The sequence below is a fragment of the Streptomyces sp. NPDC000941 genome, assembly GCF_053599555.1.
The window spans coordinates 16,894-35,765 of sequence record NZ_JBSFMM010000088.1 but is presented as its reverse complement, the minus strand read 5'-3'; the positions used below and the strand labels follow the sequence as shown (position 1 = coordinate 35,765).

At 71.0% G+C, this 18,872-nt stretch carries 14 protein-coding genes; all 14 read left to right on the top strand.

All coding sequences use genetic code 11. The features are described from left to right. The 14 genes from ACWDSL_RS26655 to obgE all read left to right on the top strand — a co-directional run bounded on the left by ACWDSL_RS26655 (position 1) and on the right by obgE (position 18,829). Complete coding sequence (locus tag ACWDSL_RS26655) at positions 1 to 345, top strand: DUF4233 domain-containing protein (RefSeq protein ID WP_014179684.1); 345 nt, start codon at positions 1 to 3, stop codon at positions 343 to 345. A gap of 75 nt (positions 346 to 420) precedes the next feature. After that, positions 421 to 834: a nucleoside-diphosphate kinase gene (gene ndk, locus ACWDSL_RS26650; RefSeq protein WP_450489489.1), complete on the top strand. Its 414-nt coding sequence runs from the start codon at positions 421 to 423 to the stop codon at positions 832 to 834. Between the two features lie 299 nt (positions 835 to 1,133). Further along, positions 1,134 to 2,153, top strand: a complete 1,020-nt coding sequence (locus ACWDSL_RS26645) for a rod shape-determining protein (protein ID WP_043491595.1) — start codon at positions 1,134 to 1,136, stop codon at positions 2,151 to 2,153. A gap of 160 nt (positions 2,154 to 2,313) precedes the next feature. Further along, positions 2,314 to 3,255, top strand: a complete 942-nt coding sequence (gene mreC / locus ACWDSL_RS26640) for a rod shape-determining protein MreC (protein WP_450489487.1) — start codon at positions 2,314 to 2,316, stop codon at positions 3,253 to 3,255. A 6-nt stretch (positions 3,256 to 3,261) separates the two neighbouring features. Continuing rightward, on the top strand, positions 3,262 to 3,876 hold the full coding sequence (gene mreD, locus ACWDSL_RS26635) for a rod shape-determining protein MreD (RefSeq protein ID WP_385611467.1): 615 nt from the start codon (positions 3,262 to 3,264) through the stop codon (positions 3,874 to 3,876). 58 nt (positions 3,877 to 3,934) lie between these two features. Beyond that, a complete protein-coding gene (gene mrdA / locus ACWDSL_RS26630; protein ID WP_450489485.1) occupies positions 3,935 to 6,070 on the top strand; it encodes a penicillin-binding protein 2 in 2,136 nt (711 codons plus the stop codon). Next, positions 6,067 to 7,269, top strand: coding sequence for a rod shape-determining protein RodA (gene rodA / locus ACWDSL_RS26625; RefSeq protein WP_450489483.1), 1,203 nt, complete (start codon positions 6,067 to 6,069; stop codon positions 7,267 to 7,269). Before mrdA ends, rodA begins: the two co-directional genes overlap by 4 nt. A gap of 46 nt (positions 7,270 to 7,315) precedes the next feature. After that, positions 7,316 to 8,887 (top strand): CYTH and CHAD domain-containing protein, encoded by a 1,572-nt coding sequence (locus tag ACWDSL_RS26620; protein ID WP_450489481.1) that lies wholly within the window; start codon positions 7,316 to 7,318, stop codon positions 8,885 to 8,887. A 123-nt stretch (positions 8,888 to 9,010) separates the two neighbouring features. Continuing rightward, on the top strand, positions 9,011 to 10,936 hold the full coding sequence (locus tag ACWDSL_RS26615) for a TIGR03960 family B12-binding radical SAM protein (RefSeq protein ID WP_450489479.1): 1,926 nt from the start codon (positions 9,011 to 9,013) through the stop codon (positions 10,934 to 10,936). A gap of 180 nt (positions 10,937 to 11,116) precedes the next feature. After that, positions 11,117 to 11,893 (top strand): TIGR03936 family radical SAM-associated protein, encoded by a 777-nt coding sequence (locus tag ACWDSL_RS26610; RefSeq protein WP_450489477.1) that lies wholly within the window; start codon positions 11,117 to 11,119, stop codon positions 11,891 to 11,893. Positions 11,894 to 12,112: 219 nt separating this feature from the next. Beyond that, entirely contained in the window at positions 12,113 to 16,357 is a 4,245-nt protein-coding gene (locus ACWDSL_RS26605; RefSeq protein ID WP_450489475.1) for an Rne/Rng family ribonuclease, read from the top strand. Between the two features lie 300 nt (positions 16,358 to 16,657). Beyond that, positions 16,658 to 16,978 carry a 50S ribosomal protein L21 gene (gene rplU, locus ACWDSL_RS26600; RefSeq protein ID WP_450489473.1) on the top strand — a complete coding sequence of 107 codons (321 nt, stop codon included), beginning with the start codon at positions 16,658 to 16,660 and terminating at the stop codon, positions 16,976 to 16,978. A 14-nt stretch (positions 16,979 to 16,992) separates the two neighbouring features. Beyond that, entirely contained in the window at positions 16,993 to 17,250 is a 258-nt protein-coding gene (rpmA, locus tag ACWDSL_RS26595; RefSeq protein ID WP_014179696.1) for a 50S ribosomal protein L27, read from the top strand. A 145-nt stretch (positions 17,251 to 17,395) separates the two neighbouring features. After that, entirely contained in the window at positions 17,396 to 18,829 is a 1,434-nt protein-coding gene (gene obgE, locus ACWDSL_RS26590; RefSeq protein WP_450489470.1) for a GTPase ObgE, read from the top strand. Positions 18,830 to 18,872 lie beyond the last annotated feature (43 nt).

The following is an 18,872-nucleotide window of genomic DNA, read 5'->3' as shown; positions in this document are numbered from 1 at the left end:
ATGCGAACGCTCTGCGCGTCCACCTTGATCGGTGAATTCTTTGTGATCGGCTTCGCCGGGCTGGTGGCCATGAAGACCTCCGGTCTGTCCGCGACCACGGTGTGGACGGTCAGCGGTATCGCCATGGCGCTGTGCGTCCTGCTGTGCGGGATGCTCGGCCGCCCCGGCGCGGTGCACATCGGCTGGGCCCTGCAGATCGGCCTGGTGCTGAGCGGCACGATCGTCACCACCATGTACATCCTGGGCGCGGCCTTCGCGGCGCTGTGGTGGGCCTCGGTCCACTTCGGCCGCAAGGTCGACGAGGCCAAGGCGCGCTTCGCCGCCGCCCCTGCTGACACTGCGTAACGTGGCCGTCGTTCACCCATGTAGCCTCGGCGGCACAGCATCACCCGCATGCCACGTTCCAAAGGAGTTCTCGTAGTGACCCAGCGCACGCTCGTCCTTCTGAAGCCCGACGCCGTACGACGCGGACTGATCGGCGAGGTCCTGAGCCGCATCGAGAAGAAGGCGGGCTGGACGATCAGCGCGCTGGAGCTGCGTGAGCTCGGCCGCGACACTCTGGAGCAGCACTACGCCGAGCACGTGGGCAAGCCGTTCTACGAGCCGCTGGTGGAGTTCATGGCCTCCGGCCCGGTCGTCGCGCTGGTCGTCGAGGGTGAGCGCGTCATCGAGGGCGTACGGACGCTGGCGGGGCCGACCGACCCGATCGCCGCGGCGCCGGGCTCCATCCGTGGCGACTTCGGCACGATCGTGCGGGAGAACCTGATCCACGCCTCCGACTCCGAAGAGTCCGCCCTGCGGGAGATCAAGATTTTCTTCCCCGGGCTCGCCTGACCTTCATCGCTGACCGTTCATCACATCGTCACCCCTCCTGGCCTGGGGCGGCCGATATTGTTCGGCCGCCCTTTGGCATATGCGGGCCGATCGGGGGAACGCATCCCCGCGACACGACGTCACCATTAGCAGGGGGCGGGCCCGTGTTCTGCTGACAATGGCGGAGGACCCCCGCAGCGTGTTCGAGCGGGCGTGACTACGATGAGAGCTTCCGCGCCTCGCAGCGCACCACATCCTGCCGACCTCAAAAAGCAAACGCTTCAAGTGGGAAGGCCTGACGCATCCTCATGGGGAACAACATGTCGTTCATCGGCCGTGACATGGCTGTCGACCTCGGGACCGCCAACACGCTGGTGTACGTCAGGGGCCGCGGGATCGTCCTCAACGAGCCGTCCGTCGTCGCCATCAACACCAACACCGGTGGAATCCTCGCGGTGGGCGCCGAGGCGAAGAAGATGATCGGCCGCACCCCTGGCAACATCGTGGCCGTGCGCCCGCTCAAGGACGGCGTGATCGCCGACTTCGAGATCACCGAGCGGATGCTGCGCTACTTCATCCTGAAGATCCACAAGCGCCGCTATCTCGCCCGTCCCCGGGTCGTCGTCTGCGTGCCCTCCGGTATCACCGGCGTCGAGCGCCGCGCCGTCATCGAGGCATCCACCCAGGCGGGCGCCCGCCAGGTGCACATCATCGAGGAGCCCATGGCCGCCGCCATCGGCTCCGGCCTCCCCGTCCACGAGGCCACCGGCAACATGGTCGTGGACATCGGCGGCGGCACCACCGAGGTCGCGGTCATCTCGCTCGGCGGAATCGTCACCGCACAGTCCATCCGGGTGGCGGGCGACGAGCTGGACAACGCGATCATCCAGCACATCAAGAAGGAGTACAGCCTTCTGCTCGGCGAACGCACCGCCGAGAACATCAAGATCACGATCGGCTCCGCCTTCGAGGGCAAGGAGGAGGAGCACACCGAGATCCGCGGCCGTGACCTGGTCAGCGGCCTCCCCAAGACCGTTGTGATCTCCGCCGCCGAGGTCCGCAAGGCCATGGAGGAGCCGGTCAACGCGATCGTCGACGCGGTCAAGACCACGCTCGACAAGTGCCCGCCCGAGCTGTCGGGTGACGTCATGGACCGTGGCATCGTGCTCACCGGCGGCGGCGCCCTGCTGCGCGGCCTCGACCAGCGGCTGCGCCAGGAGACCGGTATGCCGATCCACATCGCCGAGGACCCGCTGGACTCGGTCGCGCTCGGCTCCGGCAAATGCGTCGAGGAGTTCGAGGCGCTGCAGCAGGTGCTGGACGCCCAGCCCCGCAGATGACGATCCGGTGAATCCGCCGTACGGGGGGCCGACTTCCCGTACGGCGGAGCGGCGGTTCACTGATATACAGGCATATGGCTCCCCATGACCGGCAGCCGCTGAGAAAACACAACAAAGCCGTAGCCGGTCCGACTCCGACGAGGAAGGCACGTCGCCGCACGTGAGGGACACACGAGAGAGCCGGCTGCTCCTGGTGCTGCTGGTCGCCATCGCGTTCGCACTGATCACGGTGGATATCCGCGGCGGCGAGGATTCGCCCCTCGACGGCGCCCGCCAGGCTGCCGCGTCCGTCTTCGGGCCGGTTGAGGAAGGGGTCGCCTCCGCGGTCGACCCGATCGGCAACGCCGTGTCGGCCGTACGGGACTCCGACGAGCGGCACGACCGGATCAGCGCACTGGAGCGGGAGAACGCCGAGCTCAAGCAGCGGCTCGGCAGCGATGCCCGCAACCGCGCCCGCGTCGTCGAGCTGGACAAGCTGCGCAAGACCGCGGGCGCCGGCCAGTACGGCGTCAAGGGCGCCCAGGTCATCGCCATAGGAGCGGCCCAGGGCTTCTCCTGGACCGTCACCGTCGACGTGGGCAGCAAGGACGGCATCCGCCGCGATATGACCGTCATCAACGGCGACGGCCTGGTCGGCCGGGTCACCACCGTCGGCCCGTCGACCGCCACCGTGGTGCTGGCCATCGACCCGGACTTCACCGTCGGCACCCGCATGGAGAAGTCCGGCGAGCTCGGCTTCGCCAACGGCCAGGGCGACCGCTCGCTGCGCGTCCAGCTCCTCAACGGCAAGGCCAAGATCAAGAAGGGCGACCGGCTCGTTACCTTCGGCTCCCGCGCCAACAAGCCGTTCGTGCCCGGCGTTCCGGTCGGCGAGGTGGTCCGCGTCGACCCCTCGGGCGGCGATCTGACCCGCACCCTGGTGGTACGCCCGTACGTGGGCTTCACCAAGCTCGACATCGTGGGCGTCGTCGTCGAACCGCCGCGCGAGAACCCGCGGGACACCGTGCTGCCGCCCAAGCCCGCCAAGCCCAAGCCGGCGCCCACGGTCACCGTCACGGTCAAACCGTCCTCGTCGCCGAGCGCCTCCGCCAACAGGAGCTGACCGATGCTGCGTCTGAACCGGGTCCTGCTGTCGACCCTTCTCGTGGTCATCGCCCTCGTCGTCCAGGTCTGCGTACTCGCCCGGCTCCAGCTGCCCGGCGCGGTCCCCGATCTGCTGCTGCTCGTCGTCCTCGGCCTCGCGCTCGTCTACGGCCACACCGGCGGCGCGCTCATCGGCTTCGGCGCGGGCCTACTCGCCGACCTCGCCCCGCCCGCCGATCACGCGGCCGGGCGCTACGCCCTGGTGCTGTGCGTCATCGGCTATCTGGCGGGCCTCGCCAAGCCCGAGACCGGCCAGCTGAGGTCGGCCACCGGGCCGATGCTGGTGGTCGTCGCGGCGGCCATCGGCAGCACGCTGCTGTACGCGGGCGTCGGCCAGCTCGTCGGCGACGACGCCGCCCGCCATGCGGGCCTGAGCAAGCTGCTGTTCACCGCGGCGCTGTACGACCTGCTGCTGGCGCCGTTCACGGTGCCGCTGATCATGGGGATGGCCAGAAAGAGCGAGAACGACCCGATGGCCGACTCCTCCGGCGGCTCCCGCATCGGCAGCCAGCGCGGTGGCCTCCTGATGAAGGCCGCCAACCGGGGGACGGGACGCCTCAAGGGGGTCAAGCGCCTGTGAGGCCGCGTTCTTTCGGGGGACGACGCCCCCGGCATGACAACCAGTGGGGGCTGCCGCTGTGAGCAACATCCCCGAGACCGGGCGGACGCCGCGCGTCACCATCCGGCTCGTCGCCATCCAGATCCTCGTCTTCTCGCTGCTGCTCACGCTCGGCGGCCGCCTCTGGTACCTCCAGATCCGCAACGGCGACGAATACACCGCCGAAGCCGCCAACAACCACGTCCAGCAGGTCGTCCACCCCGCCGTACGCGGCTCGATACTGGACGCCCGCGGGGTGCCGCTCGCCGACAACGAGACCCGTCTGGTCGTCTCCGCCAGCCGCACCGAGCTGATGAAGATGAAGGACGACGGGAAGGCCGTCCTCACCCGCCTGGCGGGCGTCCTGGACATGAAGCCCAAGGACGTCATGGACAAGGTCCGGCTGTGCGACGCCAAGACGCCCCAGCCCTGCTGGAACGGTTCGCCCTACCAGCCCATCCCCATCACCGACGAGGCCAGCGCCAAGCAGGCCCTGCAGATCCGCGAGCGCGAAGAGGACTTCCCCGGGATAAGCGCGGAGCCCACCGCCGTGCGCCGCTACGCCGCTCCCGGCGACGCCAACGCCGCCCAGGTGCTCGGCTATCTCTCCCCGGTCACCGACGAGGAGATCAAGAAGGCCGAGGACAGCCATTCGCCGCTGCTCCGCTCCGACCAGATCGGCCGCAACGGCCTGGAGCGCGAGTACGACGACGAGCTGCGCGGCAAGGCCGGGGTGACCCGCTACGAGGTCGACAACCTCGGCCGGGTCATCGGCCAGGCCGAGAGCCAGAAGGCCCAGCCCGGCGCCAACGTCGTCACCAGCATCGACGCCCGGGTGCAGGCCGTGGCCGAGAAGGAGCTGGCCCAGGCGATGAAGGACGCCCGCAAGGAGATGGACCGGAACACCGGCCGCAAGTACGAGGCGGACGCGGGCGCGGTCGTGGTCATGGAGGCGAAGACGGGCCGGGTGGTCGCGATGGCCTCCAACCCGTCGTACGACCCCAACGCCTGGGTCGGCGGTATCTCCGGCAAGGACTACAAGAAGCTCACCGGCAAGAGCTCCAACTATCCGCTGCTGAACCGGGCGATCCAGGGCCAGTCGGCCCCCGGCTCGATCTTCAAGGTGGTCCCGACCACGGCGGCGGTCAACGCCGGCTACCCCTTCGACGGCAACTACAACTGCAGCAGCTCCTTCAACATCGGCGGCCAGGTCTTCAAGAACTTCGAGTCGAGGGGCTACGGCCCGATCAGCCTCGGCCGGGCGCTCGAGGTCTCCTGCGACACCGTGTTCTACGACCTCTCGTACAAGCAGTGGCAGAAGGACGGCGGCAACAAGCCCAAGAAGCACCCGGCGGACTGGTTCTACAAGACCGCCCACCAGTTCGGCCTCGGCAAGGAGACCGGCATCGACCTCCCCAACGAGGTCACCGGCCGGATCCCGGACCGCCAGTGGAAGAAGGACTACTGGAAGGCCAACAAGAACGCCTGGTGCAAGTACGGCAAGAAGAGCGGGAACTACGGCCAGCGGATCGCCTACGAGAACTGCCTCGAAGGCATGAAGATGCGCGCTGGTGACTCCGTGAACTACTCCATCGGCCAGGGCGACACGCTCGTCACCCCGATCCAGATGGCCACCATCTACGCCGCGATCAGCAACGGCGGCACGCTCCACGACCCGACCATCGGCAAGGCGATCGTCAGCGCCGACGGCAAGAAGGTCCAGCAGATCAAGCCCAAGTCGCACGGCAAGCTGCCGATGACCCAGGGCACGCGCGGCAAGATAGACAAGGCCCTCGCGGGAGTCGCGACCCGCGGCACCGCCGCCTGGCGATTCGGCGGCTGGCCGCAGGACAAGATCCCGATGCACGCCAAGACAGGTACGGCCGAGGTCTACGGCAAGCAGACGACCTCGTGGTTCGCGACGTACACCAAGGACTACTCGATCGTCATGACGATCTCCCAGGGTGGTACCGGCTCCGGCGCCTCCGGCCCCGCCGTGCGCAACATCTACAACGCGCTCTACGGGGTGAACGCCAAGGGCGGTATCGACAACAAGAAGGCGCTGCTGCCCCGGCCCCAGGCGACCCTGCCCAAGATCGACTCTGATGGCACCATCCAGGCACAGCCGCTGGGCAAGCCGATCGAGGTGGTCGGAAGGCGGGAGCAGCTGTCATGAGTGCGTCCACGCATACGTACACCACGCGGCGGTTCACCCCCGAGCGCGGCACTTGGGGCAAGCTCATGGCGCGCGACTCGATGGTGCGCCGACTGGACTGGATACTGCTGTTCGCCGCGCTCGCCCTGTCCGCCATCGGCTCCGTTCTCGTCTACTCCGCCACCCGCAACCGCACCGAGCTCAACCAGGGCGACCCGTACTACTTCCTGATCCGGCACACCATGAACACCGGTATCGGGCTGGTCCTCGCGATCGCCACGATCTGGCTCGGCCACCGCACGCTGCGCGGGGCCGTGCCCGTGCTGTACGCGCTGTCCGTGGTGCTCGTCCTCGCCGTTCTCACCCCGCTCGGCTCGACCATCAACGGCGCGCACGCCTGGATCGTGATCGGCGGCGGCTTCTCCCTCCAGCCGTCCGAGTTCGCCAAGATCACCATCATTCTGGGGATGGCGATGCTGCTGGCGGCGCGCGTGGACGCGGGGGACCGGGTCCACCCGGACCACCGCACCGTCGTCCAGGCCCTCGGGCTGGCCACGCTGCCCATAGCGATCGTGCTGCTGATGCCGGACCTCGGCTCGGTGATGGTGATGGCGGTCATCGTGCTCGCCGTGCTGCTCTCCTCCGGCGCCTCCAACCGCTGGGTGGTGGGGCTGATCGGCGCGGCCGTCATCGGCGCGGTCCTCATCTGGCAGCTCGGAGTGCTCGACCAGTACCAGATCGACCGCTTCGCCGCCTTCGCCAACCCGGCCCTCGACCCGGCCGGCGTCGGCTACAACACCAACCAGGCGCGGATCGCGATCGGCTCGGGCGGCCTCACCGGCAAGGGGCTGTTCCACGGCACCCAGACCACCGGCCAGTTCGTGCCCGAGCAGCAGACCGACTTCGTCTTCACGGTCGCGGGGGAGGAGCTGGGCTTCCTCGGCGCGGGCCTGATCATCGTGCTGCTGGGCGTCGTGCTGTGGCGCGCCTGCCGGATCGCGCGGGACACCTCCGAGCTGTACGGCACGGTCGTCGCAGCCGGGATCATCGCCTGGTTCGCTTTCCAGGCGTTCGAGAACATCGGCATGACGCTGGGCATCATGCCGGTGGCCGGTCTGCCGCTGCCGTTCGTCTCGTACGGCGGGTCGTCGATGTTCGCCGTGTGGATAGCGGTCGGTCTGCTGCAGTCGATCCGGGTGCAGCGCCCCGTATCGGCCTGACGTCCGGGGGCTGCCCTCAAACGCCGCACGGCAGTACATTCACGTCATGGCGGACACGGTGCGTGAGATCGAGCGTAAGTACGAGGCTCCCGAAGACGGCCGGCTCCCCGACGTGACCGGGGTCGCCGACGTCGCCGGGGTCGTGGACAAGGGCGTGGCCACTTTGGACGCCACGTACTACGACACCGTCGACCAGCGGCTCGCGGCGGACGGCATCACGCTGCGCCGCCGCACCGGCGGCAGCGACGCCGGATGGCACCTCAAGCTGCCGGCCGGACCGGACGCCCGCGACGAGATCCGCACCCCGCTGTCGGAGACGCTGCCCGCCGAGCTCGCGGCCCTCGTCCGCTCCCGCGTCCACGACCAGGCGCTCGTACCGCTGGTCCGCCTGGTGTCCGAACGGAACGTCAGACACCTCGTGGACGCCGATGGCGCCCTGCTCGCCGAGCTGTCCGCCGACCATGTCACGGCGCGCCGGCTGACCCCGGAGCCGGGCGATCCGGTGGAGTGGACGGAGGTCGAGACGGAGCTCGCCCCGGGCGGCGACCCGGCGTTCCTCGACGCGCTCGAGTCGCAGCTGACGGAGGCGGGGCTGCGCCGGTCGGCTGCCCCGTCCAAGCTGGCCAGGGCGCTGGCCGAGACGGGCGCGGCCATCAAGGCGGGCAAGGGGGTCGAGGCCGGCAAGGCGGGCGAGGCGGGCAAGGCGGGTAAGCAGGGGAAGAAGGCCGGCGAGCCCACGGCGGGCGATGTGGTCCTCGCCTACGTCCGCGCCCAGACCGCCGCCATCGTCTCGCTCGACCCCGCCGTACGCCTGGACGTGCCGGACTCCGTGCACCGTATGCGCGTCGCCACCCGCCGGCTGCGCAGCTGCTTCCGTTCGTACCGCAAGGTCTTGGACCGAGCCGTCACGGACCCCATCGGCGACGAGCTGAAGTGGCTGGCCGGCGAGCTGGGCATCGACCGCGACCGGGAAGTGCTCACCGCCCGGCTCGGGGAGCGGCTCGCCGAGCTCCCGGACGAGCTGCGCACCGGCCCCCTGTCCGAGCGGCTGAGCACCTGGTCGCGGACGAGCCGCCGCGGCTCGCGCGAGCGGCTGATCGGCGTGCTCGACGGCGAGCGCCACCTCGCCCTGCTCACCACCCTGGACGCGCTGTCCGCCACTCCGCCGCTGCGGCCCGCCGCGGCCCGGCCGGCCGAGGACGTGATCCTCGCGGCCGTGCTGCGCGACTACGAACGGCTCGCCGCCCTCGTCACCACCGCCCTCGCCGCTCCCCCCGGACACGACCGGGACATCACCATGCACGACGCCCGTAAGAAGGCCAAGCGCGCCCGCTACGCCGCCGAGGCTGCCCGCCCCGCGCTCGGCAAGCCCGCGAAGGCGTTCGCGGGTCTGATGACCGACCTTCAGGATCTGCTCGGCGACCACCAGGACAGCTGCGTCGCGCGCGACGCGCTGCGCGAGCTGGCCGAGCAGGCACACGCCGCCGGGGAGCGGGACTTCACCTTCGGTGTCATGTACGGGCGGGAGGAGGCGCTGGCCGCCCGGCGGGAGGCGGAGCTGCCCGCGCTGTGGGCCGAGGTCTCGCGCGAGGAGCACCGGGCGGCGCTGCGGCCGTGATACATGGGTATGGCCAAAGGGGCCGGAAGGGCCGGAAAGGGGCCGCTATGAGCGGCGTCAAGGGTGTCCGCCGGGCGGGTTAGGCTTGAGGGTCACCCTTGCCAGCTCACGAAGGTCTCCCGGATGTCTGTCGAGTCGGTCTTTCCGCAGCTCGAGGCCCTGCTCCCGCATGTGCAGAAGCCGATCCAGTACGTAGGCGGGGAGTTGAACTCCACCGTCAAAACCTGGGACGACTGCGACGTCCGCTGGGCGCTCATGTACCCGGACGCGTACGAGGTCGGTCTGCCCAACCAGGGCGTCATGATCCTTTACGAGGTGCTGAACGAGCGCGAGGGCGTGCTCGCCGAGCGCACGTACAGCGTCTGGCCGGACCTGGAAGCCCTGATGCGTGAGCACAAGGTGCCGCAGTTCACCGTCGACTCGCACCGCCCGGTCGGGGCGTTCGACCTCTTCGGGCTCTCCTTCTCCACCGAGCTCGGCTACACCAACATGCTCACCGCGCTCGACCTGGCCGGGATCCCGCTCGTCGCCGCGGAGCGCGGCGACGACCACCCCATCGTGGTCGCGGGCGGCCACGCGGCGTTCAACCCCGAGCCGATCGCGGACTTCATCGACTGCGCGGTGATCGGCGACGGTGAGCAGGCCGTCCTGGAGATGACCGAGATCGTCCGCGCCTGGAAGGCCGAGGGCCGCCCCGGCGGCCGGGACGAGGTGCTGTTCCGCCTCGCCCGCACCGGCGGGGTCTATGTGCCCAGGTTCTACGACGTGGAGTACCTGGCCGACGGCCGGATCTCCCGCGTCGTGCCGAACCGCTCCGGTGTGCCGTGGCGGGTGTCCAAGCACACCGTGATGGACCTGGACGAATGGCCGTACCCCAAGCAGCCGCTGGTGCCGCTCGCCGAGACGGTCCATGAGCGGATGTCCGTCGAGATCTTCCGCGGCTGCACACGCGGCTGCCGCTTCTGCCAGGCGGGCATGATCACCCGCCCGGTGCGCGAGCGGTCGATCACCGGCATCGGCGAGATGGTCGACCGCGGCCTCAAGGCCACCGGCTTCGAGGAGGTCGGCCTGCTGTCCCTGTCCTCGGCGGACCACACCGAGATCGGCGACATCGCCAAGGGCCTGGCCGACCGCTACCAGGAAGACAAGATCGGCCTGTCGCTCCCGTCGACCCGGGTGGACGCCTTCAACATCGACCTCGCCAACGAGCTCACCCGTAACGGGCGACGCTCCGGCCTCACCTTCGCCCCCGAGGGCGGCAGTGAGCGCATCCGCAAGGTCATCAACAAGATGGTCTCCGAGGACGACCTGATCAGGACCGTCGCCACCGCGTACGGCAACGGCTGGCGGCAGGTGAAGCTCTACTTCATGTGCGGTCTGCCGACCGAGACCGACGAGGACGTGCTGCAGATCGCCGACATGGCGACGAAGGTCATCGCCAAGGGCCGCGAGGTCTCCGGCCAGAACGACATCCGCTGCACCGTCTCGATCGGCGGCTTCGTCCCCAAGCCGCACACCCCCTTCCAGTGGGCGCCGCAGCTCAGCGCCGAGGAGACGGACGCGCGCCTGGAGAAGCTGCGCGAGAAGATCCGCGGCGACAAGAAGTACGGCCGCTCCATCGGCTTCCGCTACCACGACGGCAAGCCGGGCATCGTCGAGGGCCTGCTCTCCCGCGGCGACCGCCGGATCGGCGCGGTCATCCGCGCCGTCTACGAGGACGGCGGCCGCTTCGACGGCTGGCGCGAGCACTTCAGCTACGACCGCTGGATGGAGTGCGCCGAGCGGACGCTGCCCGAGTTCGGCGTGGACGTCGACTGGTACACCACCCGCGAGCGCGGCTACGAAGAGGTCCTGCCCTGGGACCACCTGGACTCCGGTCTCGACAAGGACTGGCTCTGGGAGGACTGGCAGGACTCGCTCGACGAGACCGAGGTCGACGACTGCCGCTGGACCCCGTGCTTCGACTGCGGCGTCTGCCCGCAGATGGACACCCAGATCCAGATCGGACCGACCGGCAGGAAGCTGCTGCCGCTGTCGGTCGTCAAGTAACCCACGGCCCGACAAGTACGCTGGAAGAGGCACGGGCCGCGCCACCCGCTCGGGTGAGCGGCCCGCCCACCGGCGCCGGACAGCCTGTTCGGACAGCCGTCTGTCCGGACAGCCGTCAGACAGCAAGGAGAAGGACCCCTGGGCAAGCGACAGCCCGAAGGCCCGCCGCCCGCACCCGCGGTGCAGCGCATCCGTTTGCGCTACACCAAGCGCGGCCGCCTCCGGTTCACCAGCCACCGCGACTTCCAGCGCGCCTTCGAGCGGGCGCTGCGCCGCGCCGAGGTGCCCATGGCGTACTCGGCGGGGTTCACCCCGCACCCCAAGGTGTCGTACGCCAATGCCGCACCCACCGGCACGGGCAGTGAGGCCGAGTACCTGGAGATCCAGCTCACCGAGGCGCGCGACCCCGAGGGGCTGCGCGGGCTCCTCGACGAGTCGCTGCCCCCCGGGCTCGACGTCATCGACGCCGTCGAGGCCCATACGTCGAATCTGGCCGAGCGGCTGCAGGCCTCCGTCTGGGAGATCCGGCTCGAGGGAGTCGACCCGGACGAGGCCGAACGTGCCGTCGCCGCCTTCCTCGTGGCCGAAACGGTCCAGGTCGAGCGCAGGACGAAAAATGGGTTGCGGTCCTTCGACGCGCGTGGCGCGGTGGCCCGGCTCGAGGCCCTTACGGCCCCGGTCGATAGGCCGGGGGACCCTGCCTGTGCGATACTGCGGCTGGTGGTACGGCATCTGACACCTGCCGTGCGACCCGACGACGTCCTGTCCGGTCTCCGCGCTACGGCCGACCTGGCGCCGCCGGTCCCCGCAGCGGTGACCAGGCTGGCGCAGGGGCTGCTCGATGAGGAGTCCGGCACGGTGACCGACCCGCTCGCGCCCGATCGCGAGGCAGTCTTGGCCGCCCCACCCACGGCCGCCGGGCTGACCGCCGCGATGGCGCCGGAAGGTTCCGCGTAGGACCGCCGTCGACGCGCCGCCGATGCACCAGGGAGCCACCCGGGTCCGGCAGGCGCACTGACCAGGAGACTTTCGCCGGTCCCGGCATTTCCGGTCCCGGCGAGTGAGACGACAGCTCCCGTGCGGCGCCCGCGCCGCGGGCGGCGGCAATCGCGCACAGCGCGGATTGCGGCCGTACGCAGACGCGGCGCCCGGGAGCGTGACGGGAGAAACGCCCGCATGCTCGAGCCTATTGAGCCGATCGAACCTATCCAGCCTCTGGGACAGCCCGCTCAGCGTGCCGTCGCGCCCAGGGACACCACGGAGAACAACACGCCCAGCGACACCCTGCCGCCGCGCCGCCGCCGCGCGGCCTCCCGGCCGGCCGGCCCGCCCGCGGGGATGCTGAGCGACGAGGCGGCCCAGACCGCCACTCCGGCCATACCGGCCGCCCAGTCCACCGACCTCGAGAGCGTGTCGGCCGAGGCTGCGTCGGCCTCGGCGGAGGAGCCGGTGCCCGCGCCGCGTACGCGCCGTCGTGCGACCCGTAAGGCGACTGCTCCGGCGGGTTCGCCGGAGACGGCCGAGACGGTGGTTTCGGCCGCCGAGTCCGCTTCCGCCGCCGAGGACGCCACACCGGCGGACGCCACACCGGCCGAGGAGCCGGTGCCCGCGCCGCGTACGCGCCGTCGGACGACGCGCAAGGCCACCGCCCCGGCGGGTTTGCCGGAGACGGCTGAAAACGGCGCCGCGGGCGCCGAGGTGGCTGACGCCGAGGTCGCGGAGGAGGCCGCCGCGCCGGCGCGCAAGCGTCGCCGTGCGACCCGCCAGACGTCCGCTCCGGCGGGTGCGCCGGAGGCCGCTGAGACCGTTGTCGCCGCCGAGGCCGCTGACGTGTCGGACGAGGCGGACGAGGCGGCTGTTGAGCAGCCTGCCGAGTCCGCTGAGACTGCCGAGGCCGCGGCACCGGCGCGCAAGCGTCGCCGTGCGACCCGCCAGACGTCCGCTCCGGCGGGTGCGCCGGAGGCGGCCGAGCCCGTTGTCGCCGCCGAGGCCGCTGACGCGAGCGACGAGAGTGCTGAAGCCTCCGAGGCCGACGAGGCTGTGGCGCCGGTCGGCCGACGTCGTCGGGTGACGCGTAAGGCGTCCGCCCCGGCGGAAGAGACCGCCGCCCAGCCCACCGAGATCCCCGAGACCGCTGGCGTCGCCGCCGAGGCGGCGGAAGAGGCCGCGCCCGCGCGGCGTACCCGCCGGCGTGCGACGCGTAAGGCGACCGCGGCTGCGGGCTCGACCGAGTCCGAGGCCCCGGAGGTGACCGCCGTGGCCGAGACCTCCGCCACACCGGCCGACGAGACCGCCACCGACCAGAGCGCCGCCGGTGACGCCGCCGCGGAGCAGCCCGCCGAGGCCGCGCCGCGCGCCCGTACCCGCCGCCGGGCGACCCGCGCGGCGGCCGCAGCCACCGCCGACGAGCAGGCCGAAGCCCCGCAGGCCGAGGCTCCGCAGGCTGCCGAAGAGGCCGAGCCGGAGGCTCCGGCCAGGGGGCGGCGCCGGGCCGTACGGCCGCCGACGGCCGTGTTCCAGGCGCCGGTGTTCACCGAGCCGGTGTTCCAGACGCCGGAGAGCGCGGCCCTGGCCGCCGCCGCGGCCGCCGAAGAGGCGGACGAAGCGGATGAGACGGACGAGACCGAGGACGCGGGAGCGTTCGGGATCGCCGAGCCGCCGGCGCCCACCAGCGGTGCGCGCCGCCGTCGCCGTCGCCGCGGCGAGGCGTTTGACGACCAGGCCGCGCAGGCCCCCCAGGCCCCCCAGGCCCCCCAGGCCCCCCAGGCCGAGCAGGCCGAGGCCGAGGAGACGGCCGAGACCGCCGAGGAGGCCGAGCTCGCGGAGGGCGAGCACGGCGACGAGGAGTCGGGCGAGCGCACGTCCCGCCGCCGTCGCCGTGGCGGTCGGCGCCGCCGCCGGGGCGAGGCCGCGGACGCCGAGAGCGCCGAGGGCGAGACCGGCGAGCGCTACGAGGACGAGCACCCGGGCGAGGGTGCGGACGAGCAGACCGCCGGCGAGGCCGAGGAGGCCGACGAGGACGACGAGACGGCCGGCGCCGGGGGCTCCAGCAGCAGCCGTCGCCGTCGGCGCCGCCGCCGGCGCAGCGGGGACGCCGCCGAGGCCGAGGCGGGCGACGACCCGGAGCGTACGGTCGTCAAGATCCGCGAGCCGCGGGAGCGGCGCGCGAAGGAGACCGAGTCCGGCGCCGACGAGGTGCAGTCGATCAAGGGGTCGACGCGGCTCGAGGCGAAGAAGCAGCGCCGCCGCGAGGGCCGTGAGCAGGGCCGCCGCCGGGTGCCGATCATCACGGAGGCCGAGTTCCTGGCCCGCCGTGAGGCGGTCGAGCGGGTGATGGTCGTCCGGCAGAACGGCGAGCGCACCCAGATCGGCGTGATGGAGGACAACGTCCTCGTCGAGCACTTCGTCAACAAGGAACAGTCGAACAGCTACGTCGGCAACGTCTACCTGGGCAAGGTGCAGAACGTCCTGCCGTCGATGGAGGCCGCCTTCGTCGACATCGGCAAGGGCCGTAACGCCGTCCTCTACGCGGGCGAGGTCAACTTCGAGGCGCTGGGTCTTGCCAACGGCCCGCGCCGTATCGAGACCGCCCTCAAGTCCGGCCAGTCCGTTCTGGTGCAGGTCACCAAGGACCCGATCGGCCACAAGGGCGCCCGGCTGACCAGCCAGGTCTCCCTGCCCGGCCGTTACCTGGTGTACGTGCCCGAGGGCTCGATGACCGGCATCAGCCGCAAGCTGCCGGACACCGAGCGCGCGCGCCTGAAGCAGATCCTCAAGAAGATCGTCCCCGAGGACGCGGGCGTCATCGTCCGCACCGCGGCCGAGGGCGCGAGCGAGGACGAGCTGTTCCGCGACGTCCAGCGGCTCCAGGCGCAGTGGGAGGAGATCCAGAAGAAGGCGAAGAACGGCGGCGCCCCCACGCTGCTGTACGGCGAGCCGGACATGACCGTCCGGGTCGTCCGCGACATCTTCAACGAGGACTTCTCCAAGGTCATCGTGAGCGGTGACGGCGCCTGGGACACGATCCACGGATACGTCTCACATGTCGCGCCGGACCTCGCGGACCGGCTCCAGAAGTGGACGTCGGACGTCGACGTGTTCGCCACGTACCGGATCGACGAGCAGCTGATGAAGGCGCTGGACCGCAAGGTCTGGCTGCCCAGCGGCGGCTCCCTGGTGATCGACCGGACCGAGGCGATGGTCGTGGTCGACGTCAACACCGGCAAGTTCACCGGCCAGGGCGGCAACCTGGAGGAGACGGTCACCAGGAACAACCTGGAGGCGGCCGAGGAGATCGTGCGCCAGCTGCGGCTGCGCGACCTCGGCGGCATCATCGTGATCGACTTCATCGACATGGTGCTGGAGTCCAACCGGGACCTGGTGCTGCGGCGCCTGCTGGAGTGCCTGGGCCGGGACCGTACGAAGCACCAGGTGGCGGAGGTCACCTCGCTCGGCCTGGTCCAGATGACCCGTAAGCGGGTCGGCCAGGGCCTGCTGGAGTCCTTCTCCGAGCCCTGTGTGCACTGCAACGGCCGTGGTCTGATCGTCCACATGGACCAGCCGACGGCGGTCGGCGGCGGTGGCGGCAAGCGCAAGAAGAAGAAGGGTGCCGCCGGCCACCTGGCCGAGCCCGAGCAGGCCCCGGAGACCGCCGAGGTCGTGGAGGCCGCCGTGGCGGCCGTGGTCGAGGCCGAGCCGGAGACGGTGGCCGAGGCCGCCCACGAGGCCGCCGAGCACAAGACCATGCCGGAGCCGGTGACCTTCGCCGCCGACGAGGAGCTGTACAGCAGCGCCGCGGAGGCCGAGGCCGCCGCCACGCGTGGCCGTACGCGCCGCCGGGCGACCCGGAAGGTGACGGCCCCCGCGGGCGCCCCGAAGGCCGCGGAGCGGCCGGAGGCGGCCGTGGTGGTCCTGCCGGCCGAGGAGCCCAAGGAAGCCCCGGCCCCGGCGGAGGAGCCGAAGGCCGAGGCCGAGCCGGTCGCGGCGCCGGAGCCGGTGTCCGCGCCTCGTGCGCGCCGCCGGGTGACCCGTAAGGTGACCGCTCCCGCGGGCTCGCCGTCGGGCTCCGAGGAGGCGGCCGTGGTGGTCGTCAGCGCGGCCGCCCAGGACTCGGCGCCGGAGTCGGCACCGGAGCCGGTGGCGGTCGAGCCCGAGACGGTGGCCGAAGCTCCTGAGGCGGCTTCCGAGGCCGCGGTGGAGCCGGAGGAGGCGGCAGCCCCGGCGCCGGCGAAGAAGACGGCCCGCAAGGCCGCCAAGAAGGCGCCGGCGAAGAAGGCGGCGGCCAAGAAGACGGCCGCGAAGAAGACGACCGCCAAGAAGACCGCCGCGAAGAAGACGACGGCAAAGAAGGCGGCGGCCAAGAAGACCGCGGCGGCGGAGCAGCAGACGCCGTCCTCGGTCACGGCCTCCACCGAGGACTGAGCACGCCGGACCGGGGCCGGGGCGCCGGGGGTGTGCACCGACACACGGTGTACACCCCCGCCCCGGCCCCGGTTTGACCCCCTGGTCCCGGCCCCGTAATCTTGACCGTCGGCGTTTGTGCGCCAACCCCCTGAGCAAATCCCTCCCGCTCTGTCGGGAGAGGCCGCTCGCCGTTGCCTGGGCATTCCCACGTGGAGACGCGTGGCGCTGCGAGGTGATCGGTGAACCACGGACCCTGCGGGTCGGTGGGGAGCGGCTGGCATCAGAGGTCCCGATTACTAGCGAGAGAGTGAGAACCGCGTGTACGCAATCGTGCGCACCGGCGGCCGCCAGCAGAAGGTGGCCGTGGGCGACGTCATTGAGGTCGACCGTCTGTCCAGCAGCAAGGTCGGCGACACTGTCGAGCTCTCGACTCTGCTCGTTGTCGACGGCGACGCCGTGACCAGCGACCCGTGGGTGCTGGCCGGGGTCAAGGTGCGGGCCGAGGTTGTGGACCACCACAAGGGCGCCAAGATCGACATCCTGAAGTACAAGAACAAGACCGGCTACCGCAAGCGGATCGGCCACCGTCAGCTGCACACCGCGCTGAAGGTCACCAGCATCGACGCGGCTGCGAAGTAAGGGACTGAGGAGAGATGGCACACAAGAAGGGCGCATCGTCCACCCGGAACGGTCGCGACTCCAACGCCCAGCGGCTCGGCGTCAAGCGCTTCGGCGGCCAGGTCGTCAACGCGGGTGAGATCCTGGTCCGCCAGCGCGGCACGCACTTCCACCCGGGCACGGGCGTCGGCCGTGGTGGCGACGACACGCTGTTCGCGCTGGCCGCCGGTGCGGTGCAGTTCGGCACCGCGCGTGGCCGCAAGGTTGTGAACATCGTTCCGGTCGCTGAGTAATCAGCCCGGGGCGACACCACACACCTTTCCGAGGGCGGACCGCTTTTCCCCGTGACGGGGAAGAGGGTCCGCCCTCGGTGCGTTACGCCTAAGACATTCCGTACGTAAGACGTTCGGTACGTAGCTAATTTGGAGGCACAGCGTCATGACCACCTTCGTGGACCGCGTCGAGCTGCACGTCGCCGCGGGTAACGGAGGCCACGGCTGCGCCTCCGTGCATCGCGAGAAGTTCAAGCCGCTCGGCGGCCCGGACGGCGGCAACGGCGGCCGTGGCGGCGATGTGATCCTGGTCGTCGACCAGTCGGTCACCACGCTGCTCGACTATCACCACAGCCCGCACCGCAAGGCCACCAACGGCAAACCGGGCGAGGGCGGCAACCGCTCCGGCAAGGACGGCACGGACCTGGTCCTGCCCGTCCCGGACGGCACCGTCGTCCTCGACACGCAGGGCAACGTCCTGGCCGACCTGGTCGGGGAGGGCACCACCTTCGTCGCCGCCCAGGGCGGCCGCGGCGGCCTCGGCAACGCCGCGCTGGCCTCGGCCCGCCGCAAGGCCCCCGGCTTCGCGCTGCTGGGCGAGCCGGGCCATGCCGGGGATGTGCTCTTGGAGCTCAAGACCGTCGCGGACGTGGCGCTGGTGGGCTATCCGAGCGCCGGCAAGTCCTCGCTGATCTCGGTGCTCTCGGCCGCCAAGCCGAAGATCGCCGACTATCCCTTCACCACCCTGGTGCCCAACCTCGGCGTGGTGACGGCCGGCTCGACCGTCTACACCATCGCCGATGTGCCGGGCCTGATCCCGGGCGCCAGCCAGGGCAAGGGGCTGGGCCTGGAGTTTCTGCGCCATGTCGAGCGCTGCTCGGTGCTCGTCCACGTCCTGGACACGGCGGCGCTGGAGTCCGAGCGCGACCCGCTGACCGACCTCGACGTCATCGAGGCGGAGCTGAGGGAGTACGGCGGCCTCGAGAACCGGCCGCGGCTGGTCGCGCTCAACAAGGTCGACGTCCCCGACGGCCAGGACCTCTCCGACATCATCCGGCCGGACCTGGAGGCCCGCGGCTACCAGGTCTTCGAGGTGTCGGCGGTCTCCCGGCACGGCCTCAAGGAGCTCTCGTTCGCCCTGGCGAAGATCGTCGGGGACGCGCGGGCCGCCAAGCCCAAGGAGGAGGCGACCCGTATCGTCATCCGCCCGAAGGCCGTGGACGACGCGGGCTTCAAGGTCGTCGCCGAGGACGGCTTCTACCGGGTGGTGGGCGAGAAGCCCGAGCGCTGGGTCCGCCAGACCGACTTCAACATCGACGAGGCCGTCGGCTACCTCGCCGACCGGCTGGCCCGGCTGGGCGTCGAGGAGGCACTGGTGAAGGCCGGGGCGCGGGCGGGCGACGAGGTCGTCATCGGCGCCGCGGACGACGCCGTCGTCTTCGACTGGGAGCCGACCCTCACGGCCGGTGCGGAGATGCTCGGCCGCCGCGGCGAGGACCACCGCTTCGAGGCACCGCGCCCGGCCGCTCAGCGCCGCCGTGAGCGCGATGCGGAGCGGGACGAGGCCCAGCACGAGTACGACGCGTTCAAGCCCTTCTAACGGCGCCTGAGGGCCCGCTACGGCGGTGCGTACGACAGGCCCC

What these genes read in the sequence shown, in the direction of transcription:
- ACWDSL_RS26655 (WP_014179684.1), top strand. Translation starts at nt 1, where the DNA reads ATGCGAACGCTCTGCGCGTCCACCTTGATCGGTGAATTCTTTGTGATC.
- ACWDSL_RS26645 (WP_043491595.1), top strand. Translation starts at nt 1,134, where the DNA reads ATGTCGTTCATCGGCCGTGACATGGCTGTCGACCTCGGGACCGCCAAC.
- rodA (WP_450489483.1), top strand. Translation starts at nt 6,067, where the DNA reads ATGAGTGCGTCCACGCATACGTACACCACGCGGCGGTTCACCCCCGAG.
- ACWDSL_RS26620 (WP_450489481.1), top strand. Translation starts at nt 7,316, where the DNA reads ATGGCGGACACGGTGCGTGAGATCGAGCGTAAGTACGAGGCTCCCGAA.
- ACWDSL_RS26615 (WP_450489479.1), top strand. Translation starts at nt 9,011, where the DNA reads ATGTCTGTCGAGTCGGTCTTTCCGCAGCTCGAGGCCCTGCTCCCGCAT.
- ACWDSL_RS26605 (WP_450489475.1), top strand. Translation starts at nt 12,113, where the DNA reads ATGCTCGAGCCTATTGAGCCGATCGAACCTATCCAGCCTCTGGGACAG.
- rpmA (WP_014179696.1), top strand. Translation starts at nt 16,993, where the DNA reads ATGGCACACAAGAAGGGCGCATCGTCCACCCGGAACGGTCGCGACTCC.
- obgE (WP_450489470.1), top strand. Translation starts at nt 17,396, where the DNA reads ATGACCACCTTCGTGGACCGCGTCGAGCTGCACGTCGCCGCGGGTAAC.